The 18,934-nt window shown below is 68.4% G+C and carries 23 protein-coding genes; 10 read left to right on the forward strand and 13 right to left on the reverse strand.

Annotation, left to right across the window (positions count from 1 at the left end; genetic code table 11):
* Positions 1-85: 85 nt before the first annotated feature.
* Genes ACXJLU_RS08165 through ACXJLU_RS08200 form a run of 8 tightly spaced genes read left to right on the forward strand, consistent with a single transcriptional unit; the run spans position 86 to position 6,036 of the window.
* Positions 86-1,036 carry a Bug family tripartite tricarboxylate transporter substrate binding protein gene (locus ACXJLU_RS08165; protein WP_457329969.1) on the forward strand — a complete coding sequence of 317 codons (951 nt, stop codon included), beginning with the start codon at positions 86-88 and terminating at the stop codon, positions 1,034-1,036.
* Positions 1,037-1,066: 30 nt separating this feature from the next.
* On the forward strand, positions 1,067-1,564 hold the full coding sequence (locus tag ACXJLU_RS08170; protein ID WP_457329939.1) for a tripartite tricarboxylate transporter TctB family protein: 498 nt from the start codon (positions 1,067-1,069) through the stop codon (positions 1,562-1,564).
* A gap of 60 nt (positions 1,565-1,624) precedes the next feature.
* Entirely contained in the window at positions 1,625-3,145 is a 1,521-nt protein-coding gene (locus tag ACXJLU_RS08175; RefSeq protein ID WP_073467303.1) for a tripartite tricarboxylate transporter permease, read from the forward strand.
* 10 nt (positions 3,146-3,155) lie between these two features.
* Positions 3,156-4,163 carry a 2-dehydropantoate 2-reductase gene (locus ACXJLU_RS08180; protein WP_457329940.1) on the forward strand — a complete coding sequence of 336 codons (1,008 nt, stop codon included), beginning with the start codon at positions 3,156-3,158 and terminating at the stop codon, positions 4,161-4,163.
* Between the two features lie 29 nt (positions 4,164-4,192).
* A complete protein-coding gene (locus ACXJLU_RS08185) occupies positions 4,193-4,525 on the forward strand; it encodes a DUF2845 domain-containing protein (RefSeq protein WP_073467301.1) in 333 nt (110 codons plus the stop codon).
* An 18-nt stretch (positions 4,526-4,543) separates the two neighbouring features.
* Entirely contained in the window at positions 4,544-5,098 is a 555-nt protein-coding gene (locus ACXJLU_RS08190; RefSeq protein ID WP_457329941.1) for a DUF1697 domain-containing protein, read from the forward strand.
* A gap of 13 nt (positions 5,099-5,111) precedes the next feature.
* On the forward strand, positions 5,112-5,573 hold the full coding sequence (locus ACXJLU_RS08195) for a GNAT family N-acetyltransferase (protein WP_457329942.1): 462 nt from the start codon (positions 5,112-5,114) through the stop codon (positions 5,571-5,573).
* Between the two features lie 7 nt (positions 5,574-5,580).
* On the forward strand, positions 5,581-6,036 hold the full coding sequence (locus ACXJLU_RS08200; protein ID WP_457329943.1) for a GNAT family N-acetyltransferase: 456 nt from the start codon (positions 5,581-5,583) through the stop codon (positions 6,034-6,036).
* On the opposite strand, the gene ACXJLU_RS08205 is transcribed toward ACXJLU_RS08200, so the two are convergent.
* The 10 genes from ACXJLU_RS08205 to ACXJLU_RS08250 all read right to left on the reverse strand — a co-directional run bounded on the left by ACXJLU_RS08205 (position 6,021) and on the right by ACXJLU_RS08250 (position 14,943).
* Complete coding sequence (locus tag ACXJLU_RS08205; RefSeq protein WP_457329944.1) at positions 6,021-6,791, reverse strand: fumarylacetoacetate hydrolase family protein; 771 nt, start codon at positions 6,789-6,791, stop codon at positions 6,021-6,023. The two genes, ACXJLU_RS08200 and ACXJLU_RS08205, sit on opposite strands and share 16 nt — an antisense overlap.
* Entirely contained in the window at positions 6,788-7,321 is a 534-nt protein-coding gene (locus ACXJLU_RS08210) for a GrpB family protein (RefSeq protein WP_457329945.1), read from the reverse strand. Before ACXJLU_RS08210 ends, ACXJLU_RS08205 begins: the two co-directional genes overlap by 4 nt.
* A gap of 77 nt (positions 7,322-7,398) precedes the next feature.
* On the reverse strand, positions 7,399-8,187 hold the full coding sequence (locus ACXJLU_RS08215; protein ID WP_457329946.1) for a MetQ/NlpA family ABC transporter substrate-binding protein: 789 nt from the start codon (positions 8,185-8,187) through the stop codon (positions 7,399-7,401).
* A 40-nt stretch (positions 8,188-8,227) separates the two neighbouring features.
* The gene (locus tag ACXJLU_RS08220; RefSeq protein ID WP_457329947.1) at positions 8,228-9,055 is read right to left on the reverse strand and encodes an ABC transporter permease; all 828 of its coding nucleotides are present in this window, start codon (positions 9,053-9,055) and stop codon (positions 8,228-8,230) included.
* Positions 9,045-10,019 carry an aliphatic sulfonate ABC transporter substrate-binding protein gene (locus ACXJLU_RS08225; RefSeq protein WP_457329948.1) on the reverse strand — a complete coding sequence of 325 codons (975 nt, stop codon included), beginning with the start codon at positions 10,017-10,019 and terminating at the stop codon, positions 9,045-9,047. Before ACXJLU_RS08225 ends, ACXJLU_RS08220 begins: the two co-directional genes overlap by 11 nt.
* 23 nt (positions 10,020-10,042) lie before the next feature.
* Positions 10,043-11,416, reverse strand: coding sequence for an LLM class flavin-dependent oxidoreductase (locus ACXJLU_RS08230; RefSeq protein WP_457329949.1), 1,374 nt, complete (start codon positions 11,414-11,416; stop codon positions 10,043-10,045).
* Entirely contained in the window at positions 11,413-12,225 is an 813-nt protein-coding gene (locus tag ACXJLU_RS08235) for a MetQ/NlpA family ABC transporter substrate-binding protein (protein ID WP_457329950.1), read from the reverse strand. The genes ACXJLU_RS08230 and ACXJLU_RS08235 overlap by 4 nt, the downstream gene beginning before the upstream one ends.
* 37 nt (positions 12,226-12,262) lie before the next feature.
* Positions 12,263-12,925, reverse strand: a complete 663-nt coding sequence (locus ACXJLU_RS08240) for a methionine ABC transporter permease (RefSeq protein WP_457329951.1) — start codon at positions 12,923-12,925, stop codon at positions 12,263-12,265.
* Positions 12,918-13,736 (reverse strand): methionine ABC transporter ATP-binding protein, encoded by an 819-nt coding sequence (locus ACXJLU_RS08245; RefSeq protein ID WP_457329952.1) that lies wholly within the window; start codon positions 13,734-13,736, stop codon positions 12,918-12,920. Before ACXJLU_RS08245 ends, ACXJLU_RS08240 begins: the two co-directional genes overlap by 8 nt.
* Positions 13,737-13,743: 7 nt before the next feature.
* A complete protein-coding gene (locus ACXJLU_RS08250; RefSeq protein WP_457329953.1) occupies positions 13,744-14,943 on the reverse strand; it encodes an acyl-CoA dehydrogenase family protein in 1,200 nt (399 codons plus the stop codon).
* Between the two features lie 11 nt (positions 14,944-14,954).
* Between ACXJLU_RS08250 and ACXJLU_RS08255 the strand changes: the two genes are divergently transcribed.
* Positions 14,955-16,454: an alpha-hydroxy acid oxidase gene (locus tag ACXJLU_RS08255; RefSeq protein WP_457329954.1), complete on the forward strand. Its 1,500-nt coding sequence runs from the start codon at positions 14,955-14,957 to the stop codon at positions 16,452-16,454.
* On the opposite strand, the gene ACXJLU_RS08260 is transcribed toward ACXJLU_RS08255, so the two are convergent.
* The 3 genes from ACXJLU_RS08260 to ACXJLU_RS08270 all read right to left on the reverse strand — a co-directional run bounded on the left by ACXJLU_RS08260 (position 16,408) and on the right by ACXJLU_RS08270 (position 18,356).
* On the reverse strand, positions 16,408-16,731 hold the full coding sequence (locus ACXJLU_RS08260; RefSeq protein ID WP_457329955.1) for an acyl-CoA dehydrogenase family protein: 324 nt from the start codon (positions 16,729-16,731) through the stop codon (positions 16,408-16,410). The genes ACXJLU_RS08255 and ACXJLU_RS08260 overlap by 47 nt on opposite strands.
* Positions 16,732-17,006: 275 nt before the next feature.
* The gene (locus ACXJLU_RS08265) at positions 17,007-17,798 is read right to left on the reverse strand and encodes a hypothetical protein (RefSeq protein ID WP_457329956.1); all 792 of its coding nucleotides are present in this window, start codon (positions 17,796-17,798) and stop codon (positions 17,007-17,009) included.
* 162 nt (positions 17,799-17,960) lie between these two features.
* Positions 17,961-18,356: a hypothetical protein gene (locus tag ACXJLU_RS08270; protein WP_457329957.1), complete on the reverse strand. Its 396-nt coding sequence runs from the start codon at positions 18,354-18,356 to the stop codon at positions 17,961-17,963.
* Positions 18,357-18,537: 181 nt separating this feature from the next.
* Here ACXJLU_RS08270 and ACXJLU_RS08275 point away from each other — a divergent pair, with 181 nt between their 5' ends.
* Complete coding sequence (locus ACXJLU_RS08275) at positions 18,538-18,930, forward strand: nuclear transport factor 2 family protein (RefSeq protein WP_457329958.1); 393 nt, start codon at positions 18,538-18,540, stop codon at positions 18,928-18,930.
* Positions 18,931-18,934 lie beyond the last annotated feature (4 nt).

Genomic DNA, 18,934 nt, shown 5'->3' on the forward strand with positions numbered 1-18,934 from the left:
GCCCCCAGCGTGACTACCAAAAGGAGCGATCTTGAAGTACCAGCAGTTCAAGCAGTGGGCGGCGGCCGCGACGGCGCTGTGGGCGATGGGCGGGGGCGGGGCGGCACAGGCCTGGGAGCCGGCCAAGCCGGTGGAGTTCGTGGTGCCGGCCGGCACCGGCGGCGGAGCCGACCAGATGGCCCGCTTCATCCAGGGCGTGGTCGCGAAGAACAACCTGATGAAGCAGCCGATCATCGTCGTCAACAAGGCGGGCGGCGCCGGCGCCGAGGGTTTTCTCGACGTGAAGGGCGCGAAGGGCGATGCGCACAAGATCGTCATCACGCTGTCGAACCTGTTCACGACGCCGCTCGCGACCGGCGTGCCGTTCAACTGGCGCGACCTGACGCCGGTGGCGATGCTCGCGCAGGACGAGTTCGTGCTGTGGGTCAATGCCGAGTCGCCGTACAAGACCGCGAAGGACTACATCGACGCGATCAAGGCGCAGCCGGCCAACAGCTTCAAGATGGGCGGCACCGGCTCGAAGCAGGAAGACCAGATCATCACCGCGATGCTCGAGAAGGCGGTCGGCAAGAGGCTCACCTACATCCCGTACAAGGGCGGCGGCGACGTCGCGGTGCAGCTGGTGGGCAAGCACGTCGACTCGACGGTCAACAACCCGATCGAGGCCGAATCGCACTGGCGTGCCGGCAAGCTGCGCGCGCTGTGCGTGATGGACAAGGACAAGCTGCCGTACACCGCGAAGCTGACGCCGACGCAGAGCTGGAGCGACATTCCCACCTGTGCCTCGGCCGGCGTGCCGGTCGACTACCTGATGCTGCGCGGCATCTTCATGCCGCCGGGCGCGACGCCGGAGCAGGTGGCGTTCTACGTCGAGCTGTTCAAGAAGGTGCGCGCGCTGCCGGAGTGGAAGGACTTCATGGACAAGGGTGCGTTCAAGCAGACTTTCATGAGCGGGCCGGAGTTCGTCGACTGGCTCGGCAAGAACGAGCAGATGCACCGCGAGCTGATGAAGCAGGCAGGATTCCTCGCGCAATAGGCCCACCGGATCCAACCAAAGAGGTGATGCATGAGCGAACCTGAACCCGCACCGGTCGGCAAGCGCGGCCCCGAGATCGGCATGGCCGGCGTGCTGGCCGCGATCGCGCTGATCGTCATCGGCGACAGCCTGCGCGTGGGCATCGGCTGGGCCGACGACGGCCCGCGCGCCGGCTACTTTCCGTTCTACATCGGGTTGCTGCTGCTGGCGGCCGCCGGGAGCATCCTGTTCGGCGAGTTCCGCCGCCGCAAGCAGCCCGACCCGGTGTTCGCCGAGCGGGCGCAGCTGCGCATGGTGGTCGCGGTGCTGCTGCCGATGGTGGTCTACGTCGCGCTGATCTGGGGGCTCGGCATCTACCTCGCGTCGGCATTGCTGATCGGCTACTTCATGCGCCGGCATGGGCACTACCGCTGGCCGATGACCGCGGCGGTGTCGGTCGGCGTGCCGCTGCTGCTGTTCGCGGTGTTCGAGAAATGGTTCCTGGTGCCGCTGCCGAAGGGGCCGATCGAGCACCTGTTGGGGTTGTAGACGACGCGCTCCCGGATGGTCATCCGGGCTACGAAAACGGCGGACTCCAGGGAGTGGCGCATGGAAGAAATCACCAACCTGATGCACGGCTTCGGCGTGGCCCTCACGCTGCCCAACCTCGGCTTCATGCTGATCGGGCTGACGCTGGGCGTGCTGATCGGCGTGCTGCCGGGGCTGGGCGGGGCCAACGGCGTCGCGATCCTGCTGCCGCTGACCTTCTCGATGAACCCCACGTCGGCCATCATCATGCTGTCGTGCATTTACTGGGGCGCGCTGTTCGGCGGGGCGATCACGTCGATCCTGTTCAACATCCCCGGCGAGCCGTGGTCGGTGGCCACCACCTTCGACGGCTACCCGATGGCCCAGCAGGGCCGCGCGGCGCAGGCGCTGACGGCGGCATTCACCTCGTCGTTCGTCGGCGCGCTGTTCGCGGTGCTGCTGATCACCTTCCTCGCGCCGCTGCTCGCGAAGTTCGCGCTGAAGTTCGGGCCGCCGGAGTTCTTCGCGGTGCAGCTGCTCACCTTCTGCAGCTTCGTCGGCACCAGCAAGGAGCCGCCGGCCAAGACGATCGCGTCGATGATGCTCGGCTTCGCGCTCGCCGCGGTCGGCATGGACAGCGTGACCGGCCAGCTGCGCATGACCTTCGGCGTGCCCGAGCTGCTGAAGGGCTTCGACTTCCTGATCGCGGTGATCGGCCTGTTCGGCATCGGCGAGATCCTGCTGACGATGGAGGAGGGCCTGGCCTTCAAGGGCAAGAGCGCGAAGATCAACTTCAAGGTGGTGTGGCAGACCTGGGGCGAGCTCGCGCGGCACTGGAAGACCTTCCTGCGCTCGACCGCCATCGGCTGCTGGATGGGCATCACGCCGGGCGGCGCGACGCCGGCCTCGTTCATGAGCTACGGCATGGCGCGGCGCATGTCCGACGACCCGCAGAGCTTCGGCAAGGGGCAGATCCAGGGCGTGATCGCGCCCGAGACCGCGGCGCATGCGGCCGGCACCTCGGCGCTGCTGCCGATGCTGACGCTGGGCATCCCCGGCTCGCCGACCGCGGCGGTGCTGCTCGGCGGCCTGCTGATCTGGGGGCTGCAGCCGGGGCCGATGCTGTTCATCGAGCAGAAGGATTTCGTCTGGGGGCTGATCGCGTCGATGTACCTCGGCAACCTGGTCGGGCTGATCGTGGTGCTGACGACGGTGCCGTGGTGGGCGGCGATCCTGCGCATCCCGTTCTCGGTGATCGCGCCGGTGATCATCGTGATCTGCGCGATCGGCGCGTACACGGTGCACAGCTCGATGTTCGACGTGGTGATGATGCTGGTGTTCGGCGTCGTCGGCTACGTCTTCAAGAAGCTGCGCTACCCGCTCGCGCCGATGGTGCTGGCGCTGGTGCTGGGCGACATGGCCGAGGCGAGCTTCCGGCAGTCGATGCTCGCGTCCCAGGGCAAACTCTCGATCTTCTGGTCGAACCCGCTGGTGGGCGGCATCACGGCGCTGGCGCTGGTGATCCTGCTGTGGCCGGCGGTGCAGCGGGCCCGTGCCTGGGCACACGCCCGCGGGACCGCACCGGTCGGAGAACATCCTTGAAGGAGATGCCTTGAAATTCGCGATCGTCGGCGCCGGCGCCATCGGCGGCTACCTGGGGGCCCGGCTGGCACTGGCCGGCGAAGAGGTCACCTTCATCGCCCGCAACCGCAACCTGGCGGCCATCAACGCGAACGGCTTCAAGCTGATCGAGGAAGACGGCCGCGAGCAGGTCGCGCGCAACCTGCTCGCGGTGCAGCGCATGGCCGAGGCCGGCCCGCAGGACGTGGTGCTGCTGACGCTGAAGGCGCACCAGGTGAAAGACGTGCTGCCCGAGCTGCGCGAGCTGTTCGGCCCGCACACGCTGGTCGTCACGATGATCAACGGGCTGCCGTGGTGGTACTTTCACAAGCTGGCCGGGCCGTACGAAGGGCGCTCGCTCGAGAGCGTCGACCCGGGCGGCGCGATCGGCGCGCACATCGAGCCCGAGCGCGTGATCGGCGGCATCGTCTACCCGGCCTCGGAACTGGTCGAGCCGGGCGTGGTGCGGGTGGTCGAGGGCAACCGCTTCACGCTCGGCGAGCTCGACGGTTCTCGCAGCGAGCGCATCGAGGCACTGTCGCAGGCGATGATGCGCGCCGGCTTCAAGTCGCCGGTGTCGAAGGACATCCGCGCCGAGATCTGGGTCAAGCTGTGGGGCAACCTGAGCTTCAACCCGATCAGCGCGCTGACGCACGCGACGCTGCAGGACATCTGCCGCTTCCCGGCGACCCGGCAGCTCGCCGCGCGGATGATGACCGAGGCACAGGCGATCGGCGAGAAGCTCGGCGTGGAGTTCAAGATCTCGCTGGACAAGCGCATCGCCGGCGCCGAGGCGGTGGGCGCGCACAAGACCTCGATGCTGCAGGACGTGGAGCACGGCCGCGCGCTGGAGCTGCAGGCGCTGGTGGGCTCGGTGGTCGAGCTGGCGCAGATCACGCAGACGCCGGCGCCGAACATCGAGGCGGTGTACGCGGTGGCAGGGCTGCTGGCGCAGACGCTGGCGCAGCAGGCGGGCAAACTCGCGGTTTCGCCCGCTTGAGTCACCGCTGCGGACCACAAGGAGAAATCATGAAGTCGTCATTCGCCCTGCCGCTGCTGCTGCTGGGCCTGTCCGCATCGGCCGGCGCCCAATCGCTGCGCTGCAGTTCCAACACCATCGGCATCGGCGAGCCGCGCTCCGGCGTGCTGCAGAAATGCGGTGAGCCCATCGCCCGGGACTCGTTCTGCAAGCCGGTCGATCCGCAGGCCATCGCCGCCGGCGCGTCCGGCACCGCCGTCGTGCTGCCGTGCGAGAAGGTCGACGAGTGGACCTACAACCCCGGCTACGGGCAGTTCATCACGACGCTGCGGCTGCAGGCCGGCAAGGTCACCGCGGTGACCTACGGCGACCGGGTCAAGTAGGCGCGGCCCGCGCGAGGCATGGACTTCGCCGTCTTCTTCCGCAACATGAACCTCGGGCGGACGAACTGCCCGACGAAGCTGCAGCTGGAGGCCGCCTTCCTGGACGCGGGTGCCGGGTCCGCTGCCTCGCTGCTGACCAACGGCACGCTGGTCTATGCGGCTTCGTCGCTCGACGAAGCCAAGCAGGTGTTCGATCGGGCGCATGCGTTGCTCAACGCCCGGTGCGGCCTGAAGGAGCCGGCCTTCGTGCGCACCGTCGACTACCTGGCCGCACTGGTCGACACCGACCCATTCGCCGGCATCGACCGCGCGAGCGTCTACGAGTTCTGCGTGTCCTTCCTGCACTCGCCCGACGTGGTGCCGCCGATGCTGCCGCTCGCGTCCGCGCGCGGAGATGTCGAGCTGATCGCGGTGACGCCCGCCGAGGTGCTGAGCCTCAGCCGCAAACTCGGTGCCTCGCCGGGCAGCCCGAACGCCTTTCTCGAGAAGCGCCTGGGCTCGCCGTTGACGACGCGCGCCTGGAACACCCTCGTGCGGCTGGTGCGCAAGCACCGCGCCGTGTCCGCTGCCTGACCTGGGCCCTGCGATGAAACCCGACTTCACGATCCGCCCCGTCGCGCGCGACGACTTCGCCGCCTGGAAGCCGCTCTGGGACGGCTACAACGCGTTCTACGGCCGCGAGGGCGCCACCGCGCTGCCCGACGAGATCACGCAGGCCACCTGGTCGCGCTTCTTCGATGCCTACGAGCCGGTGCACGCGCTGGTGGCCGTGCGCGGCAGCGAGCTGCTGGGCCTGACGCACTACCTGTTCCACCGCAGCACGACGCTGCTCGGGCCGACCTGCTACCTGCAGGACCTGTTCACGACCACCGCCTCACGCGGGCGCGGCGTCGGCCGAGCGCTGATCGAGGGCGTCTACGAGCGTGCCGCCGCAGGTGGGTCCAGCCGCGTCTACTGGATGACGCACGAGACCAACGCGACCGCAAGGACGCTGTACGACGGGGTCGCGACGAACACCGGCTTCCTCATCTACCGCAAGATGCTCTGAACAGCCGATGCCGACGCCCTACGCGCTGACACTCACCGAGTCCGACGACGAGGCACTGCGCGAGGCGATCCTCGCGCCGCTGGTCGAGTACAACCTGTCGCAGGCCGGTGCCAGCGGCAAGCGGCCGCTCGCGGTGCTGGTGCACGACAACCAGGGCCAGGTCGCCGGCGGCGCCTGGGGCTACACCAGCTTCCAGTGGCTGTACATCCAGCTGCTCGTGGTGCCGGCCGATGCGCGCGGCCAGGGCCTGGGGACGCAGATCATGCAGCGCGCCGAGCGCGAGGCGATCGAGCGCGGCTGCGTCGGCGCCTGGCTCGACACCTTCGAGTTCCAGGCCCGCGGCTTCTACGAGAAGCTCGGCTACGCCTGCTTCGGCCAGATCGACGACTACCCGCCGGGCTTCGCGCGCTACTTCATGAAGAAGGCGCTTCAGCCCCTGCCGTCGACTCAGCCGGCCCCGTAGACGTTGGCCAGCGTGCCAATGCCGTCGATCGTCACCTCGACCGCCGTGCCCGGTTTCATCGGCAGCACGCCGAGCGAGGTGCCGCATAGGATCACGTCGCCCGGCTCCAGCGTCATGTCGTGCGACAGGCGAGACACCAGCTCGGCCGGCGTGAAGAACATGTCGGCCAGCGCGTAGTTCTGGCGCTCGCGGCCGCCGACCGTCGTGCGCAGCATCGCGGCGGCCGGCTCGAAGTCGGTCTCGATCATCGGGCCGAACACGCCGAATCCGTCGAAGCTTTTTGCGCGCGCCCACTGCGCGAAGCTCGGGTCGCGCGCGATCAGCTCCATCGCGGTCACGTCGTTGGCGCAGCTGTAGCCGAAGATGTGCGACGGGGCTTGGTCGACCGGCACGGCCTTCGCGCGGCGGCCGATCACGACCGCCAGCTCGCCCTCGTAGGCCACGCGGCCGACCTCCGGGTTCGGCACCGGAATCGCCTGGCCGTGCGCCGCGAAACTGCTCGGCGCCTTCAGGAAGTACAGCGGCTCGGCCGGCCGCGACCAGCCGTTCTTCTCGGCCGCCGCGGCGAAGTTGTTCCACAGCGCGACCATCTTCGACGGCCGGCACGGCGTCAGCCACTCGAGGCCGGCCAGCGGCAACCGCTCGCCGGTCGGGGTAGGGGAATCGAACAAGTCGCCGCTGTGGACGACCACCTCGTCGCCCTGCAGCAGCCCGAAGACTTCACGCTCGGCGTGCACCCCCCGCAGCCATTTCATGCGCCGTCGACGCAGGCTGCGGCGAGCAGCTCGCGGATGAAGCGCGACTTGCCTTCGGTGTAGGCCTCGCGGTCGTCGCGGTAGCGCGCGGCGAGGGCACGCTTCACCTCCACGTACTGCGCCGCCAGCTCGGGATGGGCGCGCAGCTGGTCGCGGAACCGCAGTTCGGCCTGCGCATCGGCCGGCACCCGCACGTGCACATGGTGGGTGCGGCCGCTGCCGTAGGGCGGCATGCCCTTCACGAAGAACATGCGGTCGCGCCGCGGGTTGTCGGGCCAGAACGCGTAACCCAGGCCTTCGAGCGGCTCGATGAACGACGGCCACTGCACCGTCACCGGGGCGATCAGCAGGATGTCGATGATCGGCTTGGCCGGCAGGCCCGGCACCGCGGTGCTGCCGATGTGCACGATGCTGGCTTCGATGTCCGGCCCCAATGCGGCGCGGATCGCCTGCTGCTCGGCCTTGAACAGCGCAGGCCAGCGGGCATCGTAGGGAACGAGTTCGACGGTGTCGGCGGTGGTATCGGGCATGGCGGGCCTCCAACGGACGCGCCCGCACAGTATCACTGTGCGGCCCCGAAGTCAGCCCCCCGACCCTCCGCGCCGCTTCAGAACGCCGGCACCATCGATCCGCTGAAGGTCGACTCGACCAGCTGCTTCACCTCGGGCGACTGGAAGGCCTTCACCAGCTTCGCGACCCAGGGCTTGTCCTTGTCTTCGGTGCGCACCGCCAGCAGGTTGGCGTACGGGTTCTTCGGGTCCTCGATCGCGATCGCGTCGCGCGTGGGCACCAGCTTGGCCTGCACCGCGTAGTTGGTGTTGATCGCGCTCGCGTCCAGGTCGTCGAGCGAGCGCGGCAGCTGCGCCGCCTCGATCTGCACGATCTGGAGCTTCTTCGGGTTCTCGACCACGTCCTGCACCGTCGCGCTGATGCCGGCGCTCGGCTTCAGCTTGATCACGCCGTACTTCTGCAGCAGCGCGAGCGCGCGGCCGCTGTTCGACGGGTCGTTCTGGATGCCGACCTTCGCACCCGGCGGCAGGTCGGCCAGCGACTTGTACTTCTTCGAATAGAAGCCCATCGGGAAGGTCACGGTGTTGCCGACGGCGCTGATCTTGTAGCCGCGCGCCTCGATCTGCGACTGCAGGAACGGCAGGTGCTGGTAGCTGTTGGCCTGCACGTCGCCGGCGTCGAGCGCGGCATTCGGCTGGATGTAGTCGTTGAACTCGACGATCTGCAGCTTCAGCCCGTCGCGCTCGGCGACCTTCTTCGCCACCTCGGCGATCTGCGCGTGCGGGCCGGCGGTGACGGCGATCTTGATCGTCTCCTGCGCGGCGGCGTGGCCGGCGGCGGCAAGGAGGAGGGTGGACAACAGCAGGGTACGGCGATGGAGGCGCATGGTCGTTCAGGTTGGAATTCGAGTTGAAAGAAGGAGGAAATCAGGCGCCGGGCTCGAACCCGTCGCGCCACACCAGCAGCCGGCGCTCCAGCGCGCGCATCGCGCCATCGCTCAGCTTGCCCAGCAGCGCCAGCAGCGCGATCGCGGCGAGCACGATGTCGGCACGGCCGGTCTCGCGGCCATCGGTCAACAGGTAGCCCAGGCCATTGCTCGCGGCGATCAGCTCGGCGGCCACCATGAACATCCACGCGAGGCCGAGGCCGTTGCGCAGACCGGTCAGCACCGACGGCAGCGCGGCCGGCAGCAGCACGCGCCGCACCAGCGTCAAGCGCGAGAAGCCGAACAGCCTGCCCACCTCGACCAACTTGCGGTCGACGCCCCGGAAGCCCGAGGCCACGCCGAGGTAAACCGGGAAGAACGCGCCGATCGCGATCAGCACGATCTTCGGCGTCTCGGCTATGCCCAGCCACAGCAGCAGCAGCGGCACCCAGGCGAGCGACGGGATCGCGCGCAAGCCTTGCACGCTCGGATCGAGCCAGTCCGACACGCGCTGCGACAGGCCCACCGCCGAGCCGGCCGCAAGCGCGAGCCCGCTGCCGAGCGCGAAACCCGCGGCGACGCGGCCGGTGCTGGCCAGCACATGCAGCCCGAGGGTCTGCCCGCCCAGGCCGATCAGCGTGCGCAGCACCTCGCTGGGCGGCGGCAGCGCGCGGCTGCCGGACCAGCCGAGCGCGGCCGCGAGTTCGATCGCGCCGAGCACCACGGCCGGCAGCACGAGGCCGACCGGCAGGCGCCAGCGGCGTCGGCGACGCGAGCCCTGCACCGTGGACGGTGCCGGCGCAGCCGCCAGCGACAGCTCAGGCGGCACGCTGGATCACGCCGGTCGCGAAGCGGGTGTCGACCAGCTCGACGATCGTGCGATTCAGGTCGGTCCCCGGCTTGACCAGTTGCTCGTCGAGCAGGATCGGCGCCGCCGCCTGCAGGGCCTTCACATGCTCGGCCGACGGCTGCGGGTTGCTCAGGTCGGTGCGCAGCTTGATCTGCAGCAGCGCGACCTGCAGGCTGACCTTGGCCTCGTCGGACAGGATCTTCGCGGCCTCGCTCTGGTTCGCGAGGATCCACAGCCGCGCGCGCTCGTACGCCGCGATCACGCGCTTCACGTCGTTCGGGCGCTGCGCGAGCACGTCCTCGCGCACGTTCAGGAAGCCGTAGGTGTTGAACGCGACGTTGCGGTACAGCAGCGTCGAGCCGGCATCCAGCTCGCTGGCCGCCATCAGCGGATCCAGCCCGGCCCAGGCGTCGACGCGGCCTTGCTCGAGCGCGGTGCGGCCGTCGGCATGCTGCAGCGCGACATGCTCGATGTCGCTGCGCTTCAGGCCCACGCTGTGCAGCGCGCGCAGCAGGAACAGGTACGGGTCGGTGCCCTTGGTGGCCGCGACCTTCTTGCCCTTCAGGTCGGCCAGCGTCTTGATCGGCGAGCCCTTCGGCACGACCAGCGCGGTCCATTCCGGGCGCGAGAAGATGTAGGGCGTGCGGATCGGGTTGCCGTTGGCCTTGGCAAGCAGCGCTGCCAGCCCGGCGCTGGAGCCGATGTCGATGCTGTTGCTGTTCAGGTACTCGAGCGCGCGGTTGCTGCCGGCGCTCAGCACCCATTTGACGTTGACGCCGTCGCGCTTGAAGTCTTCTTCGAGCCAGCCGAAGCGGCGCAGCACCAGGCTGGACGGCGAGTAGTACGCGTAGTCGAGGCGCAGCTCCTTGGCGTCGGCAGCGCGCACGAGGGCAGGGGCGGCCAACACGGCGGCGGCGGCTTTCAGGGCGGTACGGCGTTTCATCGCAAGACTTTCGAGGAGGGAATTCAGGCAGCGGCCTGCGCCGCGTCGATGCGCACCTGGTGCGCCGCATGCTGCCGGCCGAGCCGCGGGCCGCGGCCGAACAGCTGCTCGCGCAGCGTGCCGCCGGCGTACTCGCGGCGGTAGCGGCCACGCTTCTGCAGCTCGGGCACCACGTGCTCGACGACGTCGCGCATCGATTCATGCGCCACCGCGTACGCCAGGTTGAAGCCGTCGACGCCGGTCGCCTCGACCCAGCGCTCCAGTTCGTCGGCCACCTGCACCGCATCGCCGACGATCACCGGCCCGCGGCCGCCGAGGCCGATGAACTGCGCGGCCTCCTGCACCGTCCACACCCGCGTCGGGTCGGCCTGGTTGAACGATGCGAGCGCGCTGCGGCCGGCTTCGGTGTCGATGTACTCGACCGTCGCGTCCGGTGCGAAGCGGCTGAAGTCGACGCCGGTCCAGCCCGACAACAGCGCGAGCGAGGCCTCCAGGTCGACGTGCTCGCGGTACTCGGCGTGTTTCGCCTTCGCAGCGGCTTCGTTCTCGCCGGTGATGATCAACGCCTGCGCATAGATCAGCACGTCGTTCGCCGGCCGGCCCTGGGCCACCAAGGCCGCGCGGATGCCGTCGACATACTTGCGGACCACCGCGACGCTCGGCCCGCTGACGAACACGCACTCGGCATGGCGCGCCGCGAAGGCCTTGCCGCGCGGCGAGGTGCCGGCCTGGTACAGCACCGGCGTGCGCTGCGGCGACGGCTCGCACAGGTGGATGCCCGGCACCTGGTAGTGCTCGCCGCGGTGGCGGATCGGGTGCACGCGGGCCGGGTCGGTGAAGACGCCGCGCGCCTTGTCGCGCACCACCGCATCGTCCTGCCAGCTGTGCTCCCACAGCTTGTAGACGACCTCCAGGTACTCGTCGGCCACGTCGTAGCGGTCGTCGTGCGCCGCCTGCTGCGGCAAGCCCAGGTTGCGCGCGGCACTGTCGAGGTAGCCGGTGACGATGTTCCAGCCGATGCGCCCGCGCGTCAGGTGGTCGAGCGTGCTGATGCGGCGCGCGAACGGGTAGGGGTGCTCGTAGGTCAGCGCGCAGGTCACGCCGAAACCGAGCTGCTGCGTCGCCTGCGCCATCAGCGGCACCAGCGCGAGCGGGTCGTTCAGCGGCACCTGCACGCCGTGGCGCAGCGCGGCGTCGGCGGCGCCCTGGTAGACGTCGTAGACGCCCAGCACGTCGGCCAGGAACACGCCGTCGAAGCGGCCACGCTCCAGCAGCTGCGCGAGCTCGACCCAGTGGTCCGGGTCGGTGTAGCGGTAAGACTGGTCGCGCGGGTGCGCCCACAGCCCGGGCGACTGGTGCCCGACCGTGTTCATCTGGAAGGCGTTGAAGCGGATCACTTGCTTGCGAGTGCCTGCTGGTAGTCGGTCTTCACGAAGCCGGCGAACTTCGTTTCGGTGATGGCCAGGAACTCCTTCGAGCGGTAGGCCTCGGCGATGTCCTTGACCCACGGCGTGTCCTTGTCGGCGGTGCGCACGGCCACCACGTTCTGGTAGGTCGGGCCGGTCTTCTCGAGCGCGAGCGCCTCGGTCAGCTTCAGGCCGGACGCGAGCGCGAAGTTGCCGTTGACGAACGAGTAGTCGGTGTCGTCCAGCGAGCGCGGCAACTGCGCGGCCTCGATCGGCACCAGCTTGATCTTCTTGATGTTGATCGCCACGTCCTTCTCGGATGCGCGGATCGGGTCGGTGCCCTCGCGCAGCTTGACCCAGCCGATCTCCTGCAGCACGACCAGTGCGCGTGCCGCGTTGGTCGGGTCGTTCGGCAGCGCGACGACGGCGCCTTCCTTCACGTCCAGCGTCTTGTGCTTGCGGCTGTAGATCGCGATCGGCGCGGTCGGCACCTTCAGCAGCTCGCTGATCGCGAGCTTGTTCTCGGTCGCAAACTTCGTCAGGTAGACGATGTGCTGGAACGCGTTCGCGTCGAGGGCGCCCTGGGCCAGCGCGTGGTTCGGCTGGATGTAGTCGTTGAACTCGACGATCTTCACGACGTAGCCCTTCTTCTCGAGCAGCGGCTTGATGCCGAGCTTGATCTGGTCGGCGTACGGACCGGCGGTGGCGCCGAACACGATCTCTTTCTTCTGCTGGGCGGCCGCGCCGAGCGCGACGGCAGAAAGGGCGAGGGCCAGCAGCGAGCGGCGTGCGAACAACATGAGTACGACTCCAGGAAGAGAGGAAGAAATTCGGGGATCAGCGCTTGTCGAGCCGGCGCGCGATGGTGTTGCCCACCAGCTGGATCGCCTGCACAAGCACGATCAGGATCGCGACGGTGAACACCATCACGTCGGTCTGGAAGCGGTAGTAGCCGTAGCGGATCGCGAGGTCGCCGATGCCACCGCCGCCGACCACGCCGGCCACCGCGGAGTACGACAGGAAGCTGATCGCGAGCACGGTGAGCGCGAGCACCAGGCCTGAGCGCGCCTCGACGATCAGCACGCGCCAGATGATCTGCAGCTCGGAGGCGCCCATCGCATGCGCCGCCTCGATCACGCCGCGCGGCACGTCGCGCAGGTTCTGCTCGACCAGGCGGGCGAAGTACGGGATCGCGGCGAACGACAGCGGCACCGCGGCGGCCACCGGCCCGATCGAGCTGCCGGCGATCACGCGGGTGAACGGCACCAGCGCGACCAGCAGGATGATGAACGGGAACGAGCGCACGGTGTTCACCAGCCAGTTGACGACCGCGAACAGCGGCCGGTTGGCGAGCGACTGGCCCGGGCCGAGCAGGAACAGCCAGATGCCCAGCGGCCCGCCGAGCAGCAGCGCGGCCGACAGGCCGATGGCCAGCATCAGCAGCGTCTGGCCGAGCGCGGTGCCCAGCTCGGGGAGGATGGCGACGATGTTCTCAGGCATACGCCACCGCCTCGTCTTGCGGCGCTGCGGCCACCAGCCGGGCGAGCGCGCGGCCGAGCACGGTCTTGCGCGCGGCGCCGGTCTCGGCCAGCGCGAACTGCTCGGCCACCGCGCCGTCTTCGATCACCGCGACGTGACGGCACAGCGTGTGCACCACCGCGAGCTCGTGCGTGACGATCACGATGGTCACACCGAGCCGGGCGTTGATGTCGCGCAGCGTGGCCAGCAGCGATTGCGTGGTCTCGGCATCGAGGGCAGAGGTGGGTTCGTCGCACAGCAGCACCGACGGCCGCGAGGCCAGCGCGCGGGCGATCGCGACGCGCTGCTTCTGGCCGCCCGACAGCTGGGCCGGGTGCGCATCGACCTTCTCGGCGAGGTCCACCAGCGCGAGGCACTCGTGCACGCGCTGCGCGATCTCGGCCGCGCGCCAGCGGCCGTGGATGCGCAGCGGGAACGCGACGTTGTCGAACACGCTGGCGTTCTGCAGCAGGTTGAACTGCTGGAAGATCATGCCAATGCCTTGCCGCGCCTCGCGCAGCTCGCGCTTGCCCAGCGCCGTCAGCTCGCGGCCGTCGATCGCGACGCTGCCGTGGTCCGGCCGCTCGAGCAGGTTGATCAGCCGCAGCAGTGTCGACTTGCCGGCGCCGCTCTTGCCGACCAGCCCGAAGATGTCGCCCTGGCGCACCTGCAGCGAGACGTTCTTCACCGCGTTGAAGCGGGTCCCGTTGGGCAGCGCGAAGCCCCTGCTCAAGCCGTCGAGGCGGATCAGCGGCGGCGGCAGGCCGGGGTCGAGGTTCTGGATCTTGCTCATGAGGGGATCACGAATAGGCCGTCGGATCGGGGATCTGCCCGTTCAGCACGTAGCGACCGATGTCGCGCAGCTTGTAGTCGACCGGGTCGTGCAGCGTGTGCACGCGCGCGTTGCGCCAGAAGCGGTCGAGCCCGAAGCGCTGCGAGGTGGAGCGCGCGCCGGTCAGCTCGAAGAGCTGCGAGCTGACCTCGATGCCGGCGCGGTGCGACAGCACCTTGGCCTCGGCCACCGCGATCGCGACCTCGCCGCGCTCGGTGGCCGTCAGCGCCGGGCCCTGGCGCAGCGCCTGGTCGAGCCGCAGCGCTGCGGCGTCGGCCAAGGCAATCGCGGGCCGCAGCAGCATCCACAGCTCACCGTAGCGGTGCTGGATGAACGGGTCGTCGCCGGCCTGCGCGACACCGGACGCGAACCACGGCTTGCTCGACTCGCGGGTGTAGTGCCGGGCCTCGCCGAACGCCCCCAGGCCGATGCCGAGGTAGAGGTTCGTCATGATCAGCTGCGCCACCTGCGAGCGCAGCGTCGCGCGCACGCCGGGCACGACGCCGGGCGCCTGCAGCACCTCGTCGTGCGTGATGCGGACCGCGTTGAACGCGACGTTGCCGCTGTCGGTCTGGCGCTGGCCGAAGGCATCCCAGTCGGCCTGCACGCTGACGCCGTCGCGCCTTGTCGGCAGCGCGGCGATCAGCGCCGTCTGCGTCGGCTCGTGCCAGGCAGAGATCGTCAGCTGGTCGGAGCCGACCGAGCCCGACGCGAAGCTCTTCAAGCCGTCGATCACGAAGCCGCCGTCGACCTCGCGGGCGACCGCGCGCTTGTCGAGCGGGTTCAGCGCATTGCCCCAGAAGAGCTGCTCGTCGACGGTGCGGCGCAGCAGCGTGCGTTGCTGGTCGGCGTTGCCGTACAGCAGCACGCCGGCAAGCTGCAGGTGGTGGAAGCCGAACAGGTGGGCGAGCGCGCTGTCGGCCTGCGCGAGCTGGCGCAGCACGCTGTAGAAGGTGGGCCAGTCGGCGCCGAGGCCGCCGAGTTCGCGCGGGATCGTGAGGGTCAGCAGGCCGCTCGCGCGGATGTGTTCGCGCTCGGTGGCGGCATGGCCACCGGCCCGGTCGCGCTCGACCGCGCTGGCGGCGAGCTGCTGGACGAGGGTGGCGGTGGCGGCAGCGATTCGCTCATGCGCATCGGCATGGCGGGACAACGGGAGGACCTGGGACATCGTGGGCCGCAGTGTCGAGGGCGGACATCGCGCGGCGAACGAAGGAAAACGCGGCTCGATCTGCGGTTTGCAATGAAGCGGGCAGAAGCGCTTCGTTCAAGCTCTTCGAACATGAGCTTCAGAAAATCAGGATACTCACGTTCACGTGGTCCCCGACCATCCGTTGCCGCATGAATGAGGAAGCACCCTTGAACGTCTCACGCACCCATGTTGCTCTCGCCGATCGCGCGCGGGCTCGCCGCCGCTTGCTGCAGTTCCTGGCAGGCAGTCCCTTGCTGGCCGGCTCCGCAGCCCCGGGCGTGATCGCCGCCCTGGCGGCGACGCTGACCGATGCGGCGTCGGCGCAGAGCTATGACGTGCTGCGCGGCCAGACACGCAAGGTCGGCGACATCATCGAATCGCCCGAAGACGCGCTCAACCTGATGGATTTCGAGCCGGCGGCGCGAAAGGCGCTGCAGGCCCAGGGCGCTCCTGCGCACTGGGGTTATCTGGCCACCGGCGTCGATGACGACGCCACGCTGCGCGCGAATCATGACGACTACGACAAGCTCCGGATCAAGGTGCGGCGGCTGGTCGACGCGCGCAAGATCGACACGCGGATTCGCCTGTTCGGCGCCGAGTACGCCAGCCCGATCTTTCTGTCGCCCGTGAGCAGCCAGGGTGCATTCCACCCCGAAGCTGAGATCCCGGTCGCACGCGCGGCGGGCGCGAAGAAGCAACTGATGGTTCTGTCGACCTCCAGCAATTCGTCGGCCGCCGACGTGGCCAAGGCGCACGGCGCCCCGATCTGGTTCCAGCTCTATCCCACCGACGACTGGGACGTGACGCGGGCGCTCGTCAGGCGTGCCGAAGAGGCCGGGGTGACCGCCATCGTGCTGACGGTGGACCGGCAGGGCGGGCGCAACACCGAGACGCTGTTCCGTGCGCGCAGGCAGGACGACCGGCAGTGCGTCGCCTGCCATGCCGGCGGCTTCAAGAACGAGGTCTCGCGCAAGCCCGCGTTCAACGACATCGACGTGTCGCACGTGACCAACCTGTACGGGACGGGCATGACCTGGGATTTCGTCGCCAGGCTGCGCGCCGCGACCAAGGCGAAGGTCGTCCTGAAGGGCATCATGACCGGTGAGGACGCTGCTCGCGCGGTGCGGGCCGGCGTCGACGGCATCATCGTGTCCAACCATGGCGGCCGCGCGGAAGAGAGCTTCCAGTCGACGATCGGCGCGCTGCCCGAGGTCGTCAAGGCGGTCGCCGGCAAGATCCCGGTGCTGGTCGACGGCGGCGTGCGACGCGGAACCGACGTCTACAAGGCACTGGCCTTGGGCGCGACGGCGGTCGGCATCGGGCGGCCTTACTGCTGGGGGCTCGCGGCCTTCGGCGAACCGGGCGTCGCGGCCGTGCTCGGCATCCTGCAGCGGGAGTTCGAGACCATCATGCGTCAAAGCGGGGCGACCCGGCTGAAAGAGATCACCGCCGCGACGATCGCTGCCGGCCCCTCGTTCGCCTCGCGCTGATCACACCTGAGTGGGCGAGGGCGCTGTCGACCTGCGCGAGCTGGCGCAGCACGCCGTAGAAGGTGGGCCAGTCGGCGCCGAGGCCGCCGGGCTCGCGCGGGATCGTGAGGGTCAGCAAGCCGCTCGCGCGGATGTGTTCACGCTCGGCGGCGGCATGGCCGCCGGCCAGGTCGCGTTCGACCGCAGTGGCGGCGAGTTGCTGGACGAGGGTGGCGGTGGCGGCGGTGATTCGCTCATGCGCATCGGCATGGCGGGACAACGGGAGAACCTGGGACATCGTGGGCCGCAGTGTCGGCGGCGGTCCGCTGGGGATAACGCGGCTCGATCTGCGGTTTGCGATGAAGCGGGTTCAGGCTGGCCCGCTGACTGACTCAAATCGACCCGAAGCGGAAATCGGTCTAGCCTGAGTGAACGGCAGGAAAGCTGACTTTCAACGTTCAAGCTAACCGGACCGCGGAGGCAAGCACCGTAAGCCCAGGCTGAGATGACGCTACATGCGGCTCAGGTCGGGCTTACGGTGCTTGCCGTAGCGGGTCCGGTTGAGCGAGTGGTTTAGGCGTCATCGCGCGGGAGTGCGTGTGCGCATACCCTGGCAAGCACAGCTCTCTCGGCTGGACTGAGCAGCCGCTCCTGGACTCCCGTGGCAAAGAGTCCGTGCTGCAGATTTGCGGCCACGGTCGCCCATGTTGGAGTGAAGTACTGCTCTTCGTCTTCGGTGACAAAGGCTTCATCGCCAACCAGTTGACGCGCTAGGTTAGTGAGCTGGGTATGCAGAACCGACGGAGCATTGCCGACAGGCGAGTGCGGGGCCTTGGAGCCGATGGCGATGGTTCCTGTGTGAGTCGCACCAATGAAGTCTGAGGACACATCCGTTTCGGCAAGCCAGCGGTCCCAGACCAGGCTGTTAATGTCAGTTGCTTCCTCATCCTGCTCGCGCCCGAGTGCTTCAACTTGTGCGGCAGTGAGCTGCGACACGCGATTCAAGAACCTCACAACCGCCGGACCGTTGTGTACGAACAAGTCAGCAAGTGGAATTTCGTCGATGACTTGCACAGCCGTTGCGCGGGTATATGCGGCGTAGGCGCGGGGCTGCTCCGAGGCCTTGCGGAGAATCTGAACCTTCCACAGGCGCCCGGGCCATCGCGCCAGGATCACGGACCGAGGCGAATGGTCTACGACGATCCAAGGAGGGCTGTCGCTGACGCCGCCAACTCGAATGTTTGGTCTCATTGAGCCGAGCACTGGGTTGGTGTCGTCGGCGGACACGTAAACGTACCCTTCGCCGACGGCAGAGTCTCCCGCTGTGAGTGAGTTGCGCTTGAGCCAGCGAATAAGGTCGACCATGATGCCTAAAGTCTTGTATGCCGATCACGAACGATTTCTGTCCAACATTTGAGCATGCGACGGACCGCCCGATAGGCCGTCGGTGCGCCCCGGAAGCGGACGCAGGCCAGCGACAGCTCCTGGCCGGACACGGACCTTTGGGACCGGCGGTGAAACGCCGGGCTACAACTGAAGCCATCGTGCCGGCTCACACATGCTCCCGTGCTCCACGAAATAGTCCACGACTGCCAATGCCTCAGGTTGCGGAATCACAAAGCTTCCCGGGGCCCACTCGCCGTCGCTGGGATCGCAGCCTTCGAACTGAAACAGCACATCTTCTGGGAGAGGATGATCAGCCAGACGCCTGAAGCCCGGGTTGCCCTCTGCCGGAAAGAAGTGCAGGTCAGCTTGGCCTGCGCTGATGCGCACAACCAAACTGGGAAAATCTTGGCCAAGTGCGGTCAGCCAGAACTCTCCTCCCCCTCTACTGTCCGTTGTCGAAAGTGCGGCGATGAGTTCGTCGCGCGTTCGGACGATCCTGTCGTTGCGATGGCTGCTGATGCACAGCGGCAGTGGCATTCGGAGGCCTTACGTGTTCGGGGCTAGGAACTCAGGCATCAATCATGCCGATGCAGAGTGAGTTTTCGATAGCGCGCTGGACGAGGGGACGCGAAATGCCGGGCGACCAGTGGGTGCATTTCAGCGCAACGCCTGACATCATTGCTGCGGTATCAGGATCCCTGGTTTCGAGAGGCAAATGATGACCGACCCACTGAAGTCCACGGCAACCATCAACTACGACGGCTTGATGCAGGCGAACCTGTCGCGCGTGTTCGGCGAGCGCGATGCCGGGCGGCGTCTCGCGGCGATCCGCGAGCTCTATGCCGAAGACGCGGTGCTGCAGGAGCCGCATGCGTCCTCCACAGGCCACGGCGCGATCTCCGAAGCCGTGGGCACGCTGCTCACCAAACTGCCGCCGGCGTTCGTCTTCTCCGCGACGGGTCCTGCGGTCGGGCACCACGGTGTCGGCCGGCTGCAGTGGCACTGCGGCCCGCCCAACGGTCCTGCCGTCGTCACCGGCACGGATGTCGCGCACTTCGAGGGCAGCCGCATCCACTCTCTCTTCGTATTCCTCGACCCCTCCGGAGCCTGAACAG

The organism is Rhizobacter sp. P5_C2, assembly GCF_054049715.1.